Origin of the sequence: Azospirillum agricola, from assembly GCF_020005195.1 — a bacterium.
In the GTDB taxonomy this organism is placed as follows: domain Bacteria; phylum Pseudomonadota; class Alphaproteobacteria; order Azospirillales; family Azospirillaceae; genus Azospirillum; species Azospirillum agricola.
Genome location: NZ_JAIFZR010000004.1, coordinates 360001 through 376657, shown reverse-complemented (window position 1 = coordinate 376657; position 16657 = coordinate 360001). Strand labels below are relative to the sequence as shown.

11 protein-coding genes and 1 rRNA gene (1 of these 12 cut by a window edge) are annotated in these 16657 nt (G+C 67.8%); 11 read left to right on the top strand and 1 reads right to left on the bottom strand.

Annotation, left to right across the window (positions count from 1 at the left end; genetic code table 11):
- The first annotated feature begins 440 nt into the window (after positions 1–440).
- From JN22_RS10630 to JN22_RS10580, 11 genes are all read left to right on the top strand, one after another.
- Positions 441–1886, top strand: a complete 1446-nt coding sequence (locus tag JN22_RS10630; protein WP_085553910.1) for an exopolysaccharide biosynthesis polyprenyl glycosylphosphotransferase — start codon at positions 441–443, stop codon at positions 1884–1886.
- Positions 1887–2124: 238 nt separating this feature from the next.
- The gene (locus JN22_RS10625; protein ID WP_085553909.1) at positions 2125–3447 is read left to right on the top strand and encodes an O-antigen ligase family protein; all 1323 of its coding nucleotides are present in this window, start codon (positions 2125–2127) and stop codon (positions 3445–3447) included.
- 37 nt (positions 3448–3484) lie between these two features.
- Positions 3485–4417: a glycosyltransferase family 2 protein gene (locus tag JN22_RS10620; protein ID WP_085553908.1), complete on the top strand. Its 933-nt coding sequence runs from the start codon at positions 3485–3487 to the stop codon at positions 4415–4417.
- Between the two features lie 26 nt (positions 4418–4443).
- On the top strand, positions 4444–5700 hold the full coding sequence (locus tag JN22_RS10615) for a glycosyltransferase family 4 protein (protein ID WP_085553907.1): 1257 nt from the start codon (positions 4444–4446) through the stop codon (positions 5698–5700).
- A 273-nt stretch (positions 5701–5973) separates the two neighbouring features.
- Complete coding sequence (locus tag JN22_RS10610) at positions 5974–7137, top strand: glycosyltransferase family 4 protein (protein ID WP_179166115.1); 1164 nt, start codon at positions 5974–5976, stop codon at positions 7135–7137.
- 116 nt (positions 7138–7253) lie between these two features.
- Positions 7254–8189 carry a polysaccharide deacetylase family protein gene (locus JN22_RS10605; RefSeq protein WP_085553906.1) on the top strand — a complete coding sequence of 312 codons (936 nt, stop codon included), beginning with the start codon at positions 7254–7256 and terminating at the stop codon, positions 8187–8189.
- A 279-nt stretch (positions 8190–8468) separates the two neighbouring features.
- Complete coding sequence (locus JN22_RS10600) at positions 8469–8762, top strand: acyl carrier protein (protein ID WP_085553905.1); 294 nt, start codon at positions 8469–8471, stop codon at positions 8760–8762.
- Positions 8763–8835: 73 nt separating this feature from the next.
- Complete coding sequence (locus JN22_RS10595) at positions 8836–10377, top strand: class I adenylate-forming enzyme family protein (RefSeq protein ID WP_085553904.1); 1542 nt, start codon at positions 8836–8838, stop codon at positions 10375–10377.
- A gap of 35 nt (positions 10378–10412) precedes the next feature.
- Complete coding sequence (gene asnB, locus JN22_RS10590) at positions 10413–12440, top strand: asparagine synthase (glutamine-hydrolyzing) (RefSeq protein ID WP_085553903.1); 2028 nt, start codon at positions 10413–10415, stop codon at positions 12438–12440.
- Positions 12441–12497: 57 nt separating this feature from the next.
- Positions 12498–13502: an NAD(+) synthase gene (gene nadE / locus JN22_RS10585; RefSeq protein WP_085553902.1), complete on the top strand. Its 1005-nt coding sequence runs from the start codon at positions 12498–12500 to the stop codon at positions 13500–13502.
- Positions 13499–14605, top strand: coding sequence for a GNAT family N-acetyltransferase (locus tag JN22_RS10580; protein ID WP_085553901.1), 1107 nt, complete (start codon positions 13499–13501; stop codon positions 14603–14605). Before nadE ends, JN22_RS10580 begins: the two co-directional genes overlap by 4 nt.
- Positions 14606–14766: 161 nt before the next feature.
- Here JN22_RS10580 and JN22_RS10575 read toward each other — a convergent pair.
- Positions 14767–16657: ribosomal RNA gene (locus JN22_RS10575) — 23S ribosomal RNA — on the bottom strand (it continues 852 nt past the right edge of the window).

Below are 16657 nucleotides of genomic sequence, written 5' to 3'. Positions count from 1 at the left end.
CCCGACCGAAGGGATGAGCGTCGGCACCCCTCTACCCACAATTCGCGGATAGCGGAAGGTGCCGACCGGGGTGGACACGCCCGGTCGGCCCACCCGTTGCGCTATCCCCTCTGGAGGCGGCACCACCAAAGCATCGTCTTTAATATTTCATGGCCCGCACCGTTCGAAGCCCTGGGGTTATCGCCGACGCGGAAGCAAAACCCCTATGATCTGTTGCTGAACGGCGTTCCTCATCCTAATTCGTACTTCAACAAGACGCGGCCCTGCTTCCACGTCGCATAAAGAGCGCAGTTCTCATAAATACGCCGATGGCGAATTTCGTGATGGGCGCTTTGCGGCGGGAGAATGTTGAGGCCGGTCGAAAGGCTGATGACGAGCGACCACCCGCACGGCGGGCGTGCGGGCTGGCTGGCATTCCCTTCAAACTCACGGGACCTGCGATGAGCAAATTGGACCCCGAAGTGGTCATCGATCTGACCCCGGCCAAGAAGGCGGCCATTCCGCCTCTGGCCCCCGGACTTCTGCTGGCCCTATCCGACGGTTTCGTGCTCGCTCTGGTCGGATGGGCGCTGAACCACTTCTTCGCGCCCGAAACAGCCCCCGTCGAGGCGGAAGCCTGGCAGCGCTCCCTGGTCACCGGCCTGATGCTGGTGCCGCTGGTCAAGTCGGTCTTCGGGATCTACACGCTGGGCCGCTTCGACTACATGGAACGGACCCGCCGCACCTTCCAGGCGGCCTTCCTGTGCTGCGCCGTGCTGGCGGTTCCCTTCATCGTGATGGACGGCTTCCGCTCCTTCTTCGTCGAGGCGCTGTCGATCGCGCTGCTCGGCTTCGCCACCACCTACGTCGCCGACCTTCTGCTCATCCAGGGGCTGCTGGCGAGCGCGCTCGACTGGCGGACCCCGGTCGTCATCGTCGGCGCCGGCGCCCAGGGCGCCGCCATCGCCGAGAAGCTCCAGCGCCTGCCCTGGCTCGGCATGCGCCCGGTCGGCTTCGTCGACAACGACGACTCCCTCTGGCAGACCCGTGTCTCCGGCCTGCCGGTGATCGGTCCGGTCGACCTGCTGGCGAAATCCCCGGCCATGGCCAGCCTGGCCCACGCCGCCATCGTCGCCGACATGGGCCGCCACGGCTGCGAGGTGACCGATCTGGTGCGCAAGCTGCCCTTCAAGCAGGTCTACTGCGTGCTGGGCGAGGGCAACGTCAGCGCCGTCGACGCCACCTACCACAACCTGCACGGCTCGCTGGCCCTGCGCGTCAGCGTCCGTCCGCCGACCGGCTACCTGCGCATCCGCCGCGCCATGGACATCGTGCTGTCCAGCATCCTGCTGGTCCTGGTCGCCCCGCTGATGCTCGGGCTGGCCGTGGCGATCAAGCTCGACAGCCCGGGCCCCGTGCTGTTCCGCCAGAAGCGCTGGGCCGGCGGCAAGCAGACCTTCGACCTGCTGAAGTTCCGCTCGATGCACATCAACGCCGAGGAGCATCTCCAGCAGCTTCTGGAAAACGATCCGGTCGCCCGCGAAGAGTACATGACCTACCACAAGCTGACGGTCGATCCGCGCATCACCCCGCTCGGCCGTTTCCTGCGCAAGACCTCGCTCGACGAGCTGCCGCAGCTGTGGAACATCCTGATGGGCGACATGAGCCTGATCGGTCCGCGCGCCTACATGCCGAAGGAACTGCCGGAGGTCGGCCCCTCGGCCGAGGTGATCGGCACGGTCCGCCCCGGACTGACCGGCTACTGGCAGGTGTCGGGCCGCCACCGCACCACCTTCCAGGAGCGCGTGTCGATGGACGTCTTCTACGTCCGCAACTGCGGCCTGCTCTTCGACTTCTTCATCCTGTGCAAGACGGCGGTGATGGTTCTGAAGGGCGACGGGTCGTAAGGCCGCCCCACCCCGCCTCGAGGCCCTTCGCGCTTCCCCCGGCGCGAAGGGCCTCGAGGCGTTTCGGGGGACAGCGTCACGGACCGCCAATCGGAGCGCGGGAAAAGGAGGGGACACGGCGGTTGCGGGTACCCCGGACGGGGAAAGCCTCCTTCGGTCTAACGCCTCCGCCTGTCTACGCGGGCGCGGCATCGGTGGGCATCTTCTTGTTGCACAGCCAAAAGCGGAACGGCAGCTCATGAGAATCCTCGAATTTCTGGAAAAGAGCATCACCGTGGTGTGCATCATGGCCTTCGGCGGCACGGTGCTCCCGGTTCTGCTGACCGGCGGCAGCGTCGTCGCCGCCGATCAGGAATCGTCGGGCGCCATGATGTTCTTCGCCGGCATCTACGTGCTGATCCTGCTGCTGATCGCGCTGCGCCCCAGCCTGGCCTTCCGCATCCCCACCGCCAGCCCGGCGGTGACGGTGCTGCTGGTGCTGGCCTTCGTCTCGGCGCTGTGGTCGCTCTACCCGGACGTCACGCTGCGGCGCTCGCTCGCCTTCCTGTTCACCACGGTGTTCGGGATCTACATGGCGCTCCGCTTCACCTTCCCGGAGATCATGCGCCTGCTGGTGACCGGCCTGTCGGCGCTGATGTTCCTGTCCTTCGCCTCGGTCGTCGCCATGCCGGCGGTCGGTCTGGACAGCGCCCAGCATGTCGGCGCCTGGAAGGGCATCTTCTTCCAGAAGAACGTGACCGGCCGCATGATGGTCTGGCTGGTTCTGTGCCTGCTGTGGCTCGACTGGCAGCGCGAGGCCAAGCGCTGGGTGACGCGCTCGCTGCTGGCGCTGGCGCTGCTGCTGATCGTCATGTCGCGCTCGGGCACCGGCCTCGTCACCTCGGTGCTGGTGGCCGCCGCCCTGCTCGCCACCGGGCTGGTGCGCGGCAACATCCGCAGCTTCGCGCCGACCATGGCGTTGATGCTGGTCGCGCTCATCCTCGCCGGCACCGCCACCGCCTCCTTCTGGCACGACGCGCTCTACGCGCTGGGCCGCGATCCAACCCTGACCGGCCGCACCGTGCTGTGGGAGCATGTGCTGGGCTCGATCTCCGACCGCTCGCTGCTCGGCTACGGCTACGCCGCCTACTGGTACGGCGCCTACGGGCCGGGAAGCTCCTTCGTCGAGAGCTGGGGCATCAACTCCGCCCACAACGGCTGGCTGGAGGCGACGCTCGACCTCGGCGTTCCCGGCGTCATCATCCTGATCGTCATCATGGGCCGCCTGCTGTTCCAGGGCTTCTTCGCCGCCCGCTACGGCGCCAGCCGGGCCGAGCCGGCCTGGGCCTTCGCGGTGGGCTGCGCGCTGATCGCCATCTCGATCTCCGAAAGCGTGTTCCTGGAGCGCCACTCCATGAACTGGATCGTCCTGGTGATCGGCGTCGTCCGCCTGATGGAGCACAGCCGCCGCCAGCGCTTCCTGCAAGCCCAGCACCACGCCCGCGCGCAGAGGCAGGCGCGCGAGCAGGCCGCCTACGCCGCCAACGCACCGGTCTATGCCGGACCCGGCCGCCCATTTTGAGGCCACTCCCCATTCCCCTTCGACCGAAGGCACAATCATGAAGTCCTCGAAAGAGCTGGTAACCGTCGTCATACCGACCCGCAACCGCCCCGACATGGTGATGCGGGCCGTGCAGAGCGCACTGGCGCAGACCCACAAGGCCCTGGAGGTGATCGTCGTCATCGACGGCCCCGACCCGGCCACCGCCACGCATCTGGCGACGCTGGCCGACCCGCGTCTGACCGTCCTGGAGCTTGAGAAGAACCAGGGCGCCGCCGAGGCCCGCAACATCGGCGTGCGCCGGGGCAAGGGCCAGTGGATCGCCTTCCTCGACGACGACGATCATTGGATGCCGGAGAAGGTGGCCCTGCAAATGGCGGCCCGTCCGCCCGGCGTGCGCTACCCGATCATCAGCTGCCGCTGCCAGGTGGTGACGGCCCGCGGGAACTTCGCCTGGCCGCGCCGGCTGGCGACGGTGAACGACTCCATCGGCGACTATCTCTTCGTCCGCCGCGGCCTGTTCAAGGGCGAGACCTTCGCGCCGACCACCACGCTGCTGGCGCCCAAGGCCCTGCTGGAGCAGGTTCCCATCCCGGAATCGCGCTTCGACGACTGGGAATGGCTGATCACCTGCGGCACGCTGGACGGCGTGGCGCTGGTCCACATCCCGCAGGTGATGGCGGTCCATTACACCGAGAACAACCGCGTCACCCTGTCGACCTGCCGCAACATCGACCTCGCCATCGAGTGGGCGGAGTCGATGCGCGAACGGCTGTCGCCGCGCGCCTACGCCAGCCTGCTGTTGCAGGCCACCGGCGGCGAGCAGGCGGCGCGGACCGCCGGGGTGCGCTGGCGGATCCTGAACTCGGCGCTGCGCGACGGGCGGCCGACGCCGATGGCGCTCGCCACCTTCACCATGCACTCGTTGATGCCGGTCGGCCTCCGGCGGCGTCTGCGCCAAGCCCTGTTCTCCGCGCCCGGCGCGGCCTGATGACGACGTCGGAAGGACCGGACTCCATGCAGAAATTCCGCGCCCCGCGCGCCGACCAGACCCAGCCGGGCCACGGCAAACCGGCGACGACGCCCCGTTCCGCCAAGGAACGGGTGGCCATCGTCTTCGCCACCCCCGGAGCCCTCGACGGCGGCGGCGGCATCGGCCGCATGACCGGCTACGTCGTCGACCAGTTCGCCGCCAGCCCCGGCGCGCCCAGCACGATCGTGCTCGACACGCGCGGCACCGGCAGCGTGCTGTGGTCCCCCTTCTTCCTCGCCGGCACGATGGCCCGGCTGGCTTGGTTCCTGGCCCGGCGCCGGGTGTCGGTGGTCCACATCAACGTGTCGGAGAAGGGCAGCTTCCTGCGCAAGGCGGCGATCCAGGCGGTGGCCGGGCTGTTCTCCTGCCCGACCGTGGTCCATCTGCACGGGGCCTCCTTCGTCGAGTATTTCGAGAGCGGCGCCTTCCCCCGCGCCATCAGCCGCTGGCTGTTCAACCGCTGCGGCCGCGCCGTGGTGCTGGGGGACAACTGGCGCGACTATCTGGTCCAGTCGGTCGGCACCGACCCGCACAAGGTCCGGGTGCTCTACAACGCCGTTCCCGACATCGGCGCCGATCTGGCCCCGCGCGATCCGCCGCCGCCGGGGGCGGAGCTGTCGCTGCTGGTGCTGGCGAACCTGTCGGAACGCAAGGGCATCGGCACGCTGCTGCGCGCCTGCCAGCGCCTGAAGCAGCGGGGCCTGCGCTTCCACGTCACCATCGGCGGCGGCGGCGACATCGACGGCTACCGCCGGATGGCCGAATCGCTGGGGGTGGCCGAGGAATGCCGCTTCCTCGGCTGGGTATCGCGCGAGGACGCGCACGCCCACATCAAGTCGCACGACCTGCTGCTGCTGCCCTCGACCCACGAGGGGCTGCCGATGGTCATCCTGGAGGCGCTGTCGGCGCAGCTGCCGGTCATCACCACCCCGGTCGGCTCGATCCCCGAGGTGCTGACCGACGGCGAGACCGCCCGGATCATCCCGGTGAACGACCCGGCCGCCCTGGCCGACGCCATCGCCGGGCTGGCCGCCGACCCGTCCCTGCACCGCAAGCTGGCGGAGCAGGGACGGCGGCTGTTCCTGAAGCAGTTCGTCATCGACGCCTACGGCAAGTCGCTGCTCGCCATCTACCAGGAACTGGACCGGCCGGGAGCCGAGCTCGACCCCCGTCTGGAACCGCTGGCCGAAGCGGCGAGCGCGTCCCCCAAGGCGTCCGTACCCCGCATGGGCGGACGCTGAACGAACGAGGTAATCGCCCCGGCACAGATGTTCTTCCGGTTGCTCCAAAACAGGTCCGTCGGACATGGCCTCGGCAAAGGCGCCTAATACCCTCGGACCGTTGCTGTCGCGTTATTCTCGACGGTATTTTCAAATACCTGCTTTGGAGTGGATAGCGCCGGACTCTTCTTTGGAACTTCGCCGGGATCAAAACAGATCGCTTCCCCTTCCGGATGGAGACCGACCGTTCGGGCCGGGGGAAACAGCGAGCGGGCACAAGGACCAGGAGCGGACATGATCTACATCGTCTCCCCCGGCGGCACTCAGGAAAAGGGCGGCATGGGACGGGTCGTCGACAACTTCACCACCGATCTGCGGGAAAACTGCCCGGAGGTGCGGTTCGAGGTGGTCGACAGCTATGGTCCCGGCAAATTCCGGCTGATGCCCTTCTACTTCGCCCGCGCGACGGCTCATCTGACCGGCTGCTTCGCCTCGGGCAAGGCGCAGCTCGTCCACATCCACATGGCCGAATACGGCAGCGTGCTGCGCAAGGGCATCCTGATCGGGCTCGCCCGCGCCTTTGGCGTGCCGGTGGTGCTGCATCTGCACGGCGGCCGCTTCCCCAAGCATTACAAGGACGCCAATCCGCTGATCCGCTGGGGGATCCGCCGCATGATGGCGATGACCAGCGAGATCGTCGTCCTCGGCGAGTTCTGGCGCGACTGGGTGGCCGACGCCTTCGGCCCCGACGCGCGGCGGCGCACCACGCTGCTGCACAACGCCGTGCCGGGGCCGGCGCAACCACCGCGCCGGGCGACGGCGGATGGCGAGGTGGAGGACGGCCCGGTACGGCTGCTGTTCCTCGGCCGGCTCATCAAGCTGAAGGGCATCGACGTGCTGCTGAACGCGCTGGCCTCCCCCGCCTGCCGCGACAAGCCGTGGCATGTGACCATCGCCGGCGACGGCGACCTCTGCACCTACCGGGCGCTCGCCCAGGATCTGGGAATCGCCGACCGCGTGCGCTTCACAGGCTGGCTCGACCAGCAGGGCTGCCGGCGCGAACTGGCCGCCGCCCAGGTGCTGGTGCAGCCCTCGATGTTCGAGGGCTTGCCGATGTCGGTGCTGGAGGCCATGGCCGAAGGGCTGACCATCGTCGCCACCCCGGTGGGCAGCGTTCCCGACGCCATCGCCGACGGCGAGACCGGCCTGCTGGTGCCACCCGGCGACACCGACGCGCTGGCCGCCGCGCTGGCCCGCGTCATCGACGACCCGACCCTGCGCCGCAACCTCAGCATCGGCGCCCGCTCGCGCTGGGAACGGCAGTTCGACATCGCCGTGTACCGCGAGCGGATCCTCGACATCTACCGGCGCAACGCGCGGGGCTGGAGGACCGAGACCGAGACTCCGCCCACCGCCGGGCCCATGGGCGCCCGCGGTCCCGCCGAGCGCACCGGATGACGCCCCCGGCTCCGCGCGCCCCGCCGCAAGGGAGGGTCGCGCGGAGCCGGCCATGTCTTGAGCGGCGCCGCCCGGACCATGTCTTGAGCGGCGCCACGGAAAAAGGAACGGACACCATGAAGCAGCAAACCATTGCCGCCATGGTGCGCTGGTCGGGATTTGGCGCCTTGCAGCGCTTCCTGATGGCGCGCCGGGGCGTGACCATCGTGGTCTACCACAACCCCGAACCCGAGGTGATGCGCCAGCATCTGGAGTGGTACGCGAAGCGCTACAACTTCACCACGCTGGACGCCGTCGCGACGGCGATGGAAACCGGGCGCTGGGACGCGCTGCCGCCCTACCCTCTGGTGGTGACCTTCGACGACGGGCATCGGAACAACACGGCGCTGGCCCCCCTGTTCCGCGAATACGACCTGCGGCCGACCGTCTACCTGTGCAGCCGCATCGTCGGCACCGCGCGGCCCTATTGGTGGAAGACCGCGGCGGCCGACCGCATCGGGGTGGAGACGCTGAAGCGCGTCCCCGACGCCGAGCGCCGCCGCCTGCTGGCGGAGGCCGGCGACGACCCCGACCGCGACGGCGCCGACCTCCAGGCGATGAGCTGGGACGAGGTCGCCCGCATGACCGACGTCGCCGATTTCGGCGCCCACACCCGCACCCACCCGATCCTTCTGCAATGCGACGACCGGCTGTGCGCCGAGGAGATCGGCTTGTGCCGGACGGAACTGGAGGAGGCGGTCGGCCTGCCCTGCCGCCATTTCGCCTTCCCCAACGGCGACTTCAGCGAGCGCGAGGTGGAGGAGATCCACAAGGCCGGCTACCGCACCGCCCGCACCATCGATCCCGGCTGGAACGGCGCCGGCAGCGATCCGCTGCGGCTGAAGGCCTTTCCGCTCTCCGACGACGCGTCGGTCGAGTGGCTGAGCGTCCAGCTCACCGGGATTCCGGCCTGGCTGCGCAAATGGAGGTCGCCGGCCGCCCCCGCGCAGCCGGCGGCCGGCTGGAAGCCGGACAGCGCCACCCCGTCGGCCCATCAGCCGGCCGGCGTATGACCGCCTACCCTCGGCCTGGAGGCCGATGCGGAAGTCAAGCACGTCGAGTTCTAAGATCTATGCCGACCGTTTCAAGCTCTACATCCCGGAACAGAGTGGCTAACCACAGTCTTCGACCCACCCCTATCCTTTGCTCTCTCGCCAAACCAGGAATTTGACACAATAAAAGTACTGTATCACGCGGATGCGAAACGCGGTGACCGGGCCCGAGGAAGGCTCAACCGCCAGATGAGACCAGCCACCGTTTCACGCCCGAACCTACGAGGAGTTTTCAGCGACATGCGGACCGCCACCCTGACCGAAACGACCCTGAACGCTCCCGCCCTGCCGGAGATCCGCGCCTTCATCGTGGAGAACTTCCTGCTCGGCAAGGACTCCGGCTTCGACAACGGCGAATCCCTGCTGGAATCCGGCATCATCGACTCCACCGGCATCATGCATGTCGTCGCCTTCCTGGAGGAACGCTTCGGCATCACCGTCGACGACGAGGACATGATCGCCGACAACCTGGAATCGGTGAACCGCATCACCGCCTTCGTCGAGCGCAAGCAGACCCTGCGCACCGCCGCCTGACGGCGGCACCGGACGCGCCGCGGAACCGGAAACCGGTTCGGCCCGCCGGCTCTGTTGATTGACGGGGACGATCATGGCCCATCTGCTTCATCAGTTCCTGACCGAGACCGCCGCCCGCACCCCCGCGCGCACCGCGCTGATCGCGGGCGACGCCCGCCGCTCCTTCGCCGAGCTGGACCGCGACAGCGACGCCGTCGCCTGCGCGCTCCAGTCGGCGGGGATCGGGCGCGGCGACCGCGTCGCGGTGATGCTGGAGAACTCCATCGAGTATGTCGCCGGCCTGTTCGGCGCGCTGAAGGCCGGCGCCGTCTTCGTCCCCGTCAATCCCTCCACCAAGTCCGACAAGCTGGGCTATCTGCTGGCGGACTGCGGCGTCCGCGCCCTGCTGGCTCCGTCGGCGCTCGCCCGCCAGGTCCTGCCCGCCCTGTCCGACCTGCCGACCCCGCCGGCCGTCCTGTGGGTGGGCGCCGCCCTTCCCCCGGAGGCGGAGGGGCTGCTCTACGCCGACGCGCTGTCGGCCCCGCACCGGATCCCCGCCGACCCCGGCCTGATCGACCAGGATCTGGCGGCGATCATGTACACCTCCGGCACCACCGGCCGGCCCAAGGGCGTGATGCTGACCCACGCCAACTTCGTCAACACGAGCTGGGCGATCTCCAGCTATCTCGAAAACACGCCCGAGGACGTCGTGATGTGCGTCCTGCCGCTGACCTTCGGCTACGGCCTGTCGCAGATCCTCACCGGCGCCCGCGTCGGCTTCACCGTGGTCCTCGAGCGCTCCTTCGCCTTCCCGCTGGAGACGCTGAAGCGCATGGTCCAGCACCGCATCACCGGCCTGCCCGGCGTGCCGACCTTCTTCTCGACCCTGCTGAACCTGGAGGCGCTGAAGACCGCCGACCTGTCGTCGCTGCGCTACGTCACCAACGCCGCCGCCCCGCTGCCGGCCGCCCATCTGCGCCGCGTGCGCGAACTCTTCCCGCAGGCCGTCTTCCATTCCATGTACGGCATGACCGAGTGCTGCACCCGCATCTGCACGCTCGACCCGGCCGACCTCGACAGCAAGCCGGCCTCCGTCGGCCGCGCCATCCCCAACTGCGAGACCTTCATCGCCGACGAGGACGGCAACCGCCTGCCCCCCGGCACGGTGGGCGAGCTGGTGGTGCGCGGCGCCAACGTGATGCGCGGCTACTGGAACCGTCCGGAGGAAACCGCCAAGCGCCTGCGCGGCGGCCCGCTGGGCGAAACCCTGCTGTTCTCCGGCGACCTCTTCACCCAGGATTCCGACGGGCATCTCTACTTCGTCAGCCGCAAGGACGACGTCTTCAAGTGCCGTGGCGAGAAGGTCAGCCCCAAGGAGGTCGAGAATGTCCTCTACGAGTTGGAGGCCGTCGCCGAGGCCTGCGTCGTCGGCGTCCCCGACGCCGCCGATGGTCTCGCGGTGAAGGCCTATCTCGTGCCGCGCGACGGCGCCATCCTGTCGGAGCCGGCAATCCGCCAGCACTGCCGGGGCCGGCTGGAAAGCCATCTGGTGCCCAAGTTCCTCGAGATCCGCGACGCCCTGCCGAAGACCGAGACCGGCAAGATCCGGCGCGCCGATCTCGCGCAGACCGCCTGAATCCGTCCTCCCCTCCGCAAAGAGAGAGCAATCCCATGTGTGGTGTCGCCGGAGTTCTCGCCGGACCGCGCGCCGAACCGGCCGATCTGGACGAGCTGAAGCGGATGATCGCCATGCTGGGCCATCGCGGCCCGGACGGCTACGGCTTCTACCGCGACGAGCGGGTCGGACTGGCCCACGCCCGGCTCAGCATCGTCGGCCTCGCCGGCGGCTTCCAGCCGATCCACAATGAGGACCGCACGCTCTGGGTCAGCTACAACGGCGAGATCTTCAACCACGTCGAGCTGCGGCGCGACCTTGAGGCGCGCGGCCATCGCTTCTACACCCAGACCGACACCGAGGTGATCGTCCACGGCTTCGAGGAATACGGACCGGCCCTGTGGGCCAAGCTGAACGGCCAGTTCGCCATCGCCCTGTGGGACGCGCGCCGCCACGACCTCTGGCTGGTCCGCGACCGGCTCGGCATCCTGCCGCTGTTCCACGCCCGGCGCGGCGATCATCTGGTCTTCGCCTCGGAGGCCAAGGCCCTGTTCGGCGGCGGCCGCGTCACGCCGGAGTTCGATCCGGCCCGCCTCGCCCAGGTCTTCACCCACTGGAGCGCCGCCCCCCACGGCAGCGTCTTCGCCGGGGTCGAGAGCGTGCCGGCGGCGACCGCCATCCGCATCGACGCCAACCTCGTGCCGCACGCCGAGCGCTACTGGCAGCCCGACCTGTCCGGCGACGCCTCCCTGTCGGACATCTCGCTCGACGAGGCCGCCGACCGGCTGGAGGAGAAGCTGCTCGACGCCATCCGCCTGCGGCTGCGCGCCGACGTGCCGGTCGGCGTCTACATCAGCGGCGGGCTCGACAGCTCGGTGATCGCGGCGCTGGCCCGCAAGCTCGACACCACGACCATGCACAGCTTCGGCGTGCGCTTCACCGACGCCGGCTTCGACGAGACCCCGCAGCAGCGCCTCGTCGCCGCCCATGTCGGCACCGAGCACCACGACATCCTCTGCGGCCCCCAGGACATCCAGGCGGCCCTGCCCGACGTGATCTGGCACGGCGAGTCGCCGCTGGTCCGCACCGCGCCCGCCCCGCTCTTCCTGCTCTCCCGCCTCGTGCGCGACAGCGGCATCCGCGTCGTGCTGTCCGGCGAGGGCGCCGACGAGTGGCTGGCCGGCTACGACATCTTCAAGGAGGACAAGGTCCGCCGCTTCTGGGCGCGGCAGCCTACCTCCAAGGCGCGTCCCAAGCTGCTCGGCCGCGTCCACCCCTTCGCCGCCGTCACCGGCCAGAAGGACAGCCCGCTGTGGCAGGCCTTCTTCAAGCGCGGCATGATGGACACCGACGAGCCCTTCTACGCCCACCGCACCCGCTGGCAGAACACCGCCTGGTCGCAGCGCCTTTTGAACGGCGACGTCCAGGCCACCGCCGACGCCGCCGCCTTCGAGGAGCGGATCGCCGCCCACCTGCCCGACGGCTGGTCGCGCTGGTCGCCGCTCGCCCGCACCCAGTGGGCGGAGATCGCCTCCTTCATGACCCCCTATCTGCTGGCCAGCCAGGGCGACCGCGTCGCCATGGCCAACAGCATCGAGGTCCGCTACCCCTTCCTCGATCCGGGCGTCGACGACCTCTGCGCCGCCCTGCCCGACCGGGTCAAGATGCTGGGCCTGCGCGACAAGCTGGCGCTGCGCTGCCTCGCCGCCCGCCATCTGCCGGCGGAGATCGGCCATCGCCCCAAGCGCCCCTACCGCGCGCCGATGACCAGCGCGCTGTTCGGCGCCGACGCGCCGGCCTATGTCCGCGACCTCCTCTCGCCCGAGGCTCTGTCGCGCTACGGCCTTGCCGACGCCACGGCGGTGTCGGCGCTGGCCGGGAAGGCCCACCGCCAGAACGGCCACATGGCCGGCGAGCGCGAGGAGATGGCGCTGGTCGGCGTGCTGACCCTGCAAATGCTGGCCAAATCCATGCTCGACGACCTGCCCCAGCGCGTCCGCCAGCAGCGCGACGCCCTGGAGCGCGCCGACATCCATGTCCTGGAGGACCGCCTCGCCACCGCCCGCTCCACGGCGGCGGCCTGACGGCTCTCTCCACTCTTACCGACGATGCTTCAACCGCGAACCGGGAAATCTGACGCCATGCTGAACGCCCTTCACTCGTTCGACTCCAAGGCCCTCGATCTGGACTACGAGGCCGCGGCGCGTGAGATCGAGCAAGCCATCCAGCGCATCGTCGCCCATGATCTGCGCCGCCAAGGCATCGTGCTCGGTGTGTCCGGCGGCATCGACAGCTCGGTCTGCGCGGCGCTCGCCGTCCGCGCCCTGGGACCGGAGCGCGTCTGCGCCATCCTGATGCCGGAGAAGGAGAATTCGCCGAAGAGCACCCGCCTCGGCACCCTGCTCTGCGAGCATCTCGGCGTCACGCCGATCATGGAGAACATCACCGCCCCGCTGACCGCGCTCGGCTGCTACGAGCGGCGCGACAACGCCATCCGCCGCCTGTTCCCGGAGTTCGGCCCCGGCTGGAAGCAGAAGATCGGCCTTGCCGCCGGCCTGCTCGACGCCGACCGCGTCAACTACTTCACCCTGACCGTCGAATCGCCGGACGGTGAGCGCCAGAGCAGCCGCATGCCGGTGGACGTCTATCTCGACGTCGTCGCGGCGACCAACCTGAAGCAGCGCATCCGCAAAACGGTCGAATACACCCACGCCGACCGCCTGAACTACGCCGTGCTCGGCACGCCGAACCGGCTGGAATATGAGCTGGGCTTCTTCGTGCGCGGCGGCGACGGTCTGGCCGACCTCAAGCCGATCGCGCATCTCTACAAGTCGCAGGTCTACGGGATGGCGGCCCATCTCGGCCTGCCCGCCGAGATCCAGGGCCAGTCGCCCAGCACCGACACTTACACCCTGCCGCAGTCGCAGGAGGAGTTCTACTACGCCCTGCCCTATGACCAGCTCGATCTGGCGCTCTGCGCCTACGGTCGCGGCGCATCGGAGGAGGAGGCCGCCGCGGCCCTCGGCATTCCGGTCGAGCAGGTCCACCGCGTCTACAAGGACATCACCGCCAAGCGGCGCACCTCGGCCCGCATCCTGCGCCACGCCGCGCTGGTGCAGCCGGTCGACATCGGGAGCGACGCATGAGCGTCATCGACTGGAAGCAGCGTGGGGTCGTCCGGTATGAGCCGGAGGACCGCCCTCTTCTGGAAACCTTCCAACGGGAGAATTTCGGCGCCGACGCCATGCAGCTGGCGCCCGACCACTTCCACTGGCTGTTCGAGGAGCCCCCGGAGCGCGACGACGAGGGCGTCCAGCTCTGGGTGTGCAAGCGCAACGGCGCCATCGTCGGCCAGCAGGGCGGAATCCCCTTCGCCCTGAAGGTCGGCGATCGGACCCGCAAGGCGTCCTGGGCCATCGACCTGATGGTCGCGGCCGAATGGCGCCTGCGCGGGGTCGGCCCGGCCCTGTCGGAAAGCCACATGGCGGCCAGCGACCTCGCCGTGTCGCTGTCGATGACCGACGCGGCCTACAAGTCCTACAAGCGCGCCGGCTGGACCGACCTCGGCACCATCCCGACCTATCTGCGCGTCCTCGATCCGCCGCGCTGCCTGCGGGTCAGCCCCTACGGCGGCGGCTTGGCGAAGCTGGTGGCCAAGGTCGGCAAGCCGGCCCTGACCACCGCCTCCTTCGGCTACGCCATGGGCAGCCGCGCCTTCGGGGCCAAGCTCGTCGAGATCGGCAGCTTCGACCACCGGGTCGACGAGCTGTGGGAAGCGGCTTCGCCGCAGCACCCGGTGATCGCCCGGCGCGACTGGGCGTTCCTGAACTGGCGGTTCGACGCCTCGCCCAAGGCGGACCGGCACCGGCGCTTCTACGTCACGCGCGGCGAGACCGTGCTGGCCTACGTCGTGCTGCGCGTCGATCATTGGAAGGGCGAGCCGGTGGCGGTGGTGTGCGACTATCTGGCCCGGCCGGGCTGGCTGATGCCCGCCTTCGCCCTGGTGGTCGAGCAGGCGCGGCGCGAGGGGATGGCGGCGCTGATGTGCCGGACCCTGAACGCCCAGGCGGCGCGGCCGCTGTCGCTGATGGGCTTCCTCTGCCTGAAGAACGGGTTGCGGACGCCAACCCGCATGATGGTGCGGCCGGCGCTCGACCAGCCGGAGCTGAAACCGCTGACCGGCGATCCCAAGGCCTGGTTCGTCACGACAGCCGACAGCGACATGGGCTTCAAGAGCCTGGGCGAATAGAAAGGCAAGAACCAGAATACGAAAAGGGCGCCTTCCAACGGAAGGCGCCCTTTTTCGATCAGGATCGCGATAAAGTCGAGTTTCGTGACGGATCGTGAATTCTGAGGATGCAATCTTTCCGGCGTCCATGAGCGGCTTACCGCTGTGCATGGCGCTCGGAGGAGATCAAGCCAATCGAGCGATTAGTAAGGCTTAGCTTCGGGCGTTGCCGCCCTTCCACACGCCTCCTATCGACGTGATGGTCTGTCACGGCTCTCAAGGGAGGTCTGGTTTAGAGGTGGGTTTCCCGCTTAGATGCTTTCAGCGGTTATCCCGTCCGCACTTAGCTACCCGGCCATGCCACTGGCGTGACAACCGGTGCACCAGAGGTGCGTCCATCCCGGTCCTCTCGTACTAGGGACAGATCCTCGCAAAACTCCTACACCCACGGCAGATAGGGACCGAACTGTCTCACGACGTTCTAAACCCAGCTCACGTACCACTTTAATCGGCGAACAGCCGAACCCTTGGGACCTGCTCCAGCCCCAGGATGTGATGAGCCGACATCGAGGTGCCAAACGACGCCGTCGATATGGACTCTTGGGCGTCATCAGCCTGTTATCCCCGGCGTACCTTTTATCCGTTGAGCGATGGCCCGTCCACATGGAACCACCGGATCACTATGGCCGACTTTCGTCTCTGCTCGACTTGTCAGTCTTGCAGTCAGGCGGGCTTATGCCATTGCACTCGACGAGCGATTTCCGACCGCTCTGAGCCCACCATCGCGCGCCTCCGTTACACTTTGGGAGGCGACCGCCCCAGTCAAACTACCCGCCATGCAGGGTCCCGGACCCGGATAACGGGCCGCGGTTAGATGCCAGAGACCTCAAGGGTGGTATTTCAAGGTTGGCTCCACACGAGCTGGCGCCCATGCTTCCAAGCCTCCCACCTATCCTACACATGAGATCCCTAGCACCACTGCAAAGCTGTAGTAAAGGTGCACGGGGTCTTTCCGTCTGACCGCGGGAACTCCGCATCTTCACGGAGAGTTCAATTTCGCTGAGTTGGTGTTGGAGACAGCGGGGAAGTCGTTACGCCATTCGTGCAGGTCGGAACTTACCCGACAAGGAATTTCGCTACCTTAGGACCGTTATAGTTACGGCCGCCGTTTACCGGGGCTTCAATTCGGAGCTTGCACCCCTCCTCTTAACCTTCCGGCACCGGGCAGGCGTCAGACCCTATACGTCGCCTTGTGTGGCTTCGCAGAGCCCTGTGTTTTTAGTAAACAGTCGCCACCCCCTGGTCTGTGCCCCCCGCCCATGCTTGCGCACGAACGGGGCCCTCTTCTTCCGAAGTTACGAGGGCAATTTGCCGAGTTCCTTCAACACCATTCTCTCAAGCGCCTGGGTATGCTCTACCTGTCCACCTGTGTCGGTTTGGGGTACGGTCTGATGCGGGGGCTATTTCCTGGAACGGGTCCCCAGCGCGGCCAATCCGATAAGGCCGCACACGCTTTCCCATCCGTCACACACCCGCTGGCCCACGACTATTAACGTGGTTCCCATCGACTACGCCTTTCGGCCTCGCCTTAGGGGCCGGCTCACCCTGCGTGGATTAACCTTGCGCAGGAACCCTTGGACTTTCGGCGAGAGTGTTTCTCACACTCTTTGTCGCTACTCATGTCAGCATTCTCACTTCCGATACCTCCAGGCGGCCTCACGGACACCCTTCGCAGGCTTACGGAACGCTCCGCTACCACGTGATCTGAGATCACATCCGCAGCTTCGGTACACGGCTTGAGCCCCGATACATTTTCGGCGCAGGCCGGCTTAACTAGACCAGTGAGCTATTACGCTTTCTTTAAAGGATGGCTGCTTCTAAGCCAACCTCCTGGTTGTCATGGCCTTCCCACATCCTTTCCCACTTAGCCGTGATTTGGGGACCTTAGCTGGCGGTCTGGGCTGTTTCCCTCTCGACGATGGACCTTAGCACCCACCGTCTGTCTGCCGGACTGTGCTTCCGGGTATTCGGAGTTTGGTTAGGTTTGGTAAGGCTCGCGCCCCCCTAGCCCAT

Excerpts from the sequence above, each read along its gene's own strand:
- JN22_RS10605 (WP_085553906.1), top strand. The coding sequence starts at position 7,254 with ATGAAGCAGCAAACCATTGCCGCCATGGTGCGCTGGTCGGGATTTGGC.
- JN22_RS10620 (WP_085553908.1), top strand. The coding sequence starts at position 3,485 with ATGAAGTCCTCGAAAGAGCTGGTAACCGTCGTCATACCGACCCGCAAC.
- JN22_RS10595 (WP_085553904.1), top strand. The coding sequence starts at position 8,836 with ATGGCCCATCTGCTTCATCAGTTCCTGACCGAGACCGCCGCCCGCACC.
- JN22_RS10630 (WP_085553910.1), top strand. The coding sequence starts at position 441 with ATGAGCAAATTGGACCCCGAAGTGGTCATCGATCTGACCCCGGCCAAG.
- JN22_RS10580 (WP_085553901.1), top strand. The coding sequence starts at position 13,499 with ATGAGCGTCATCGACTGGAAGCAGCGTGGGGTCGTCCGGTATGAGCCG.
- JN22_RS10625 (WP_085553909.1), top strand. The coding sequence starts at position 2,125 with ATGAGAATCCTCGAATTTCTGGAAAAGAGCATCACCGTGGTGTGCATC.
- nadE (WP_085553902.1), top strand. The coding sequence starts at position 12,498 with ATGCTGAACGCCCTTCACTCGTTCGACTCCAAGGCCCTCGATCTGGAC.
- JN22_RS10600 (WP_085553905.1), top strand. The coding sequence starts at position 8,469 with ATGCGGACCGCCACCCTGACCGAAACGACCCTGAACGCTCCCGCCCTG.
- asnB (WP_085553903.1), top strand. The coding sequence starts at position 10,413 with ATGTGTGGTGTCGCCGGAGTTCTCGCCGGACCGCGCGCCGAACCGGCC.
- JN22_RS10610 (WP_179166115.1), top strand. The coding sequence starts at position 5,974 with ATGATCTACATCGTCTCCCCCGGCGGCACTCAGGAAAAGGGCGGCATG.
- JN22_RS10615 (WP_085553907.1), top strand. The coding sequence starts at position 4,444 with ATGCAGAAATTCCGCGCCCCGCGCGCCGACCAGACCCAGCCGGGCCAC.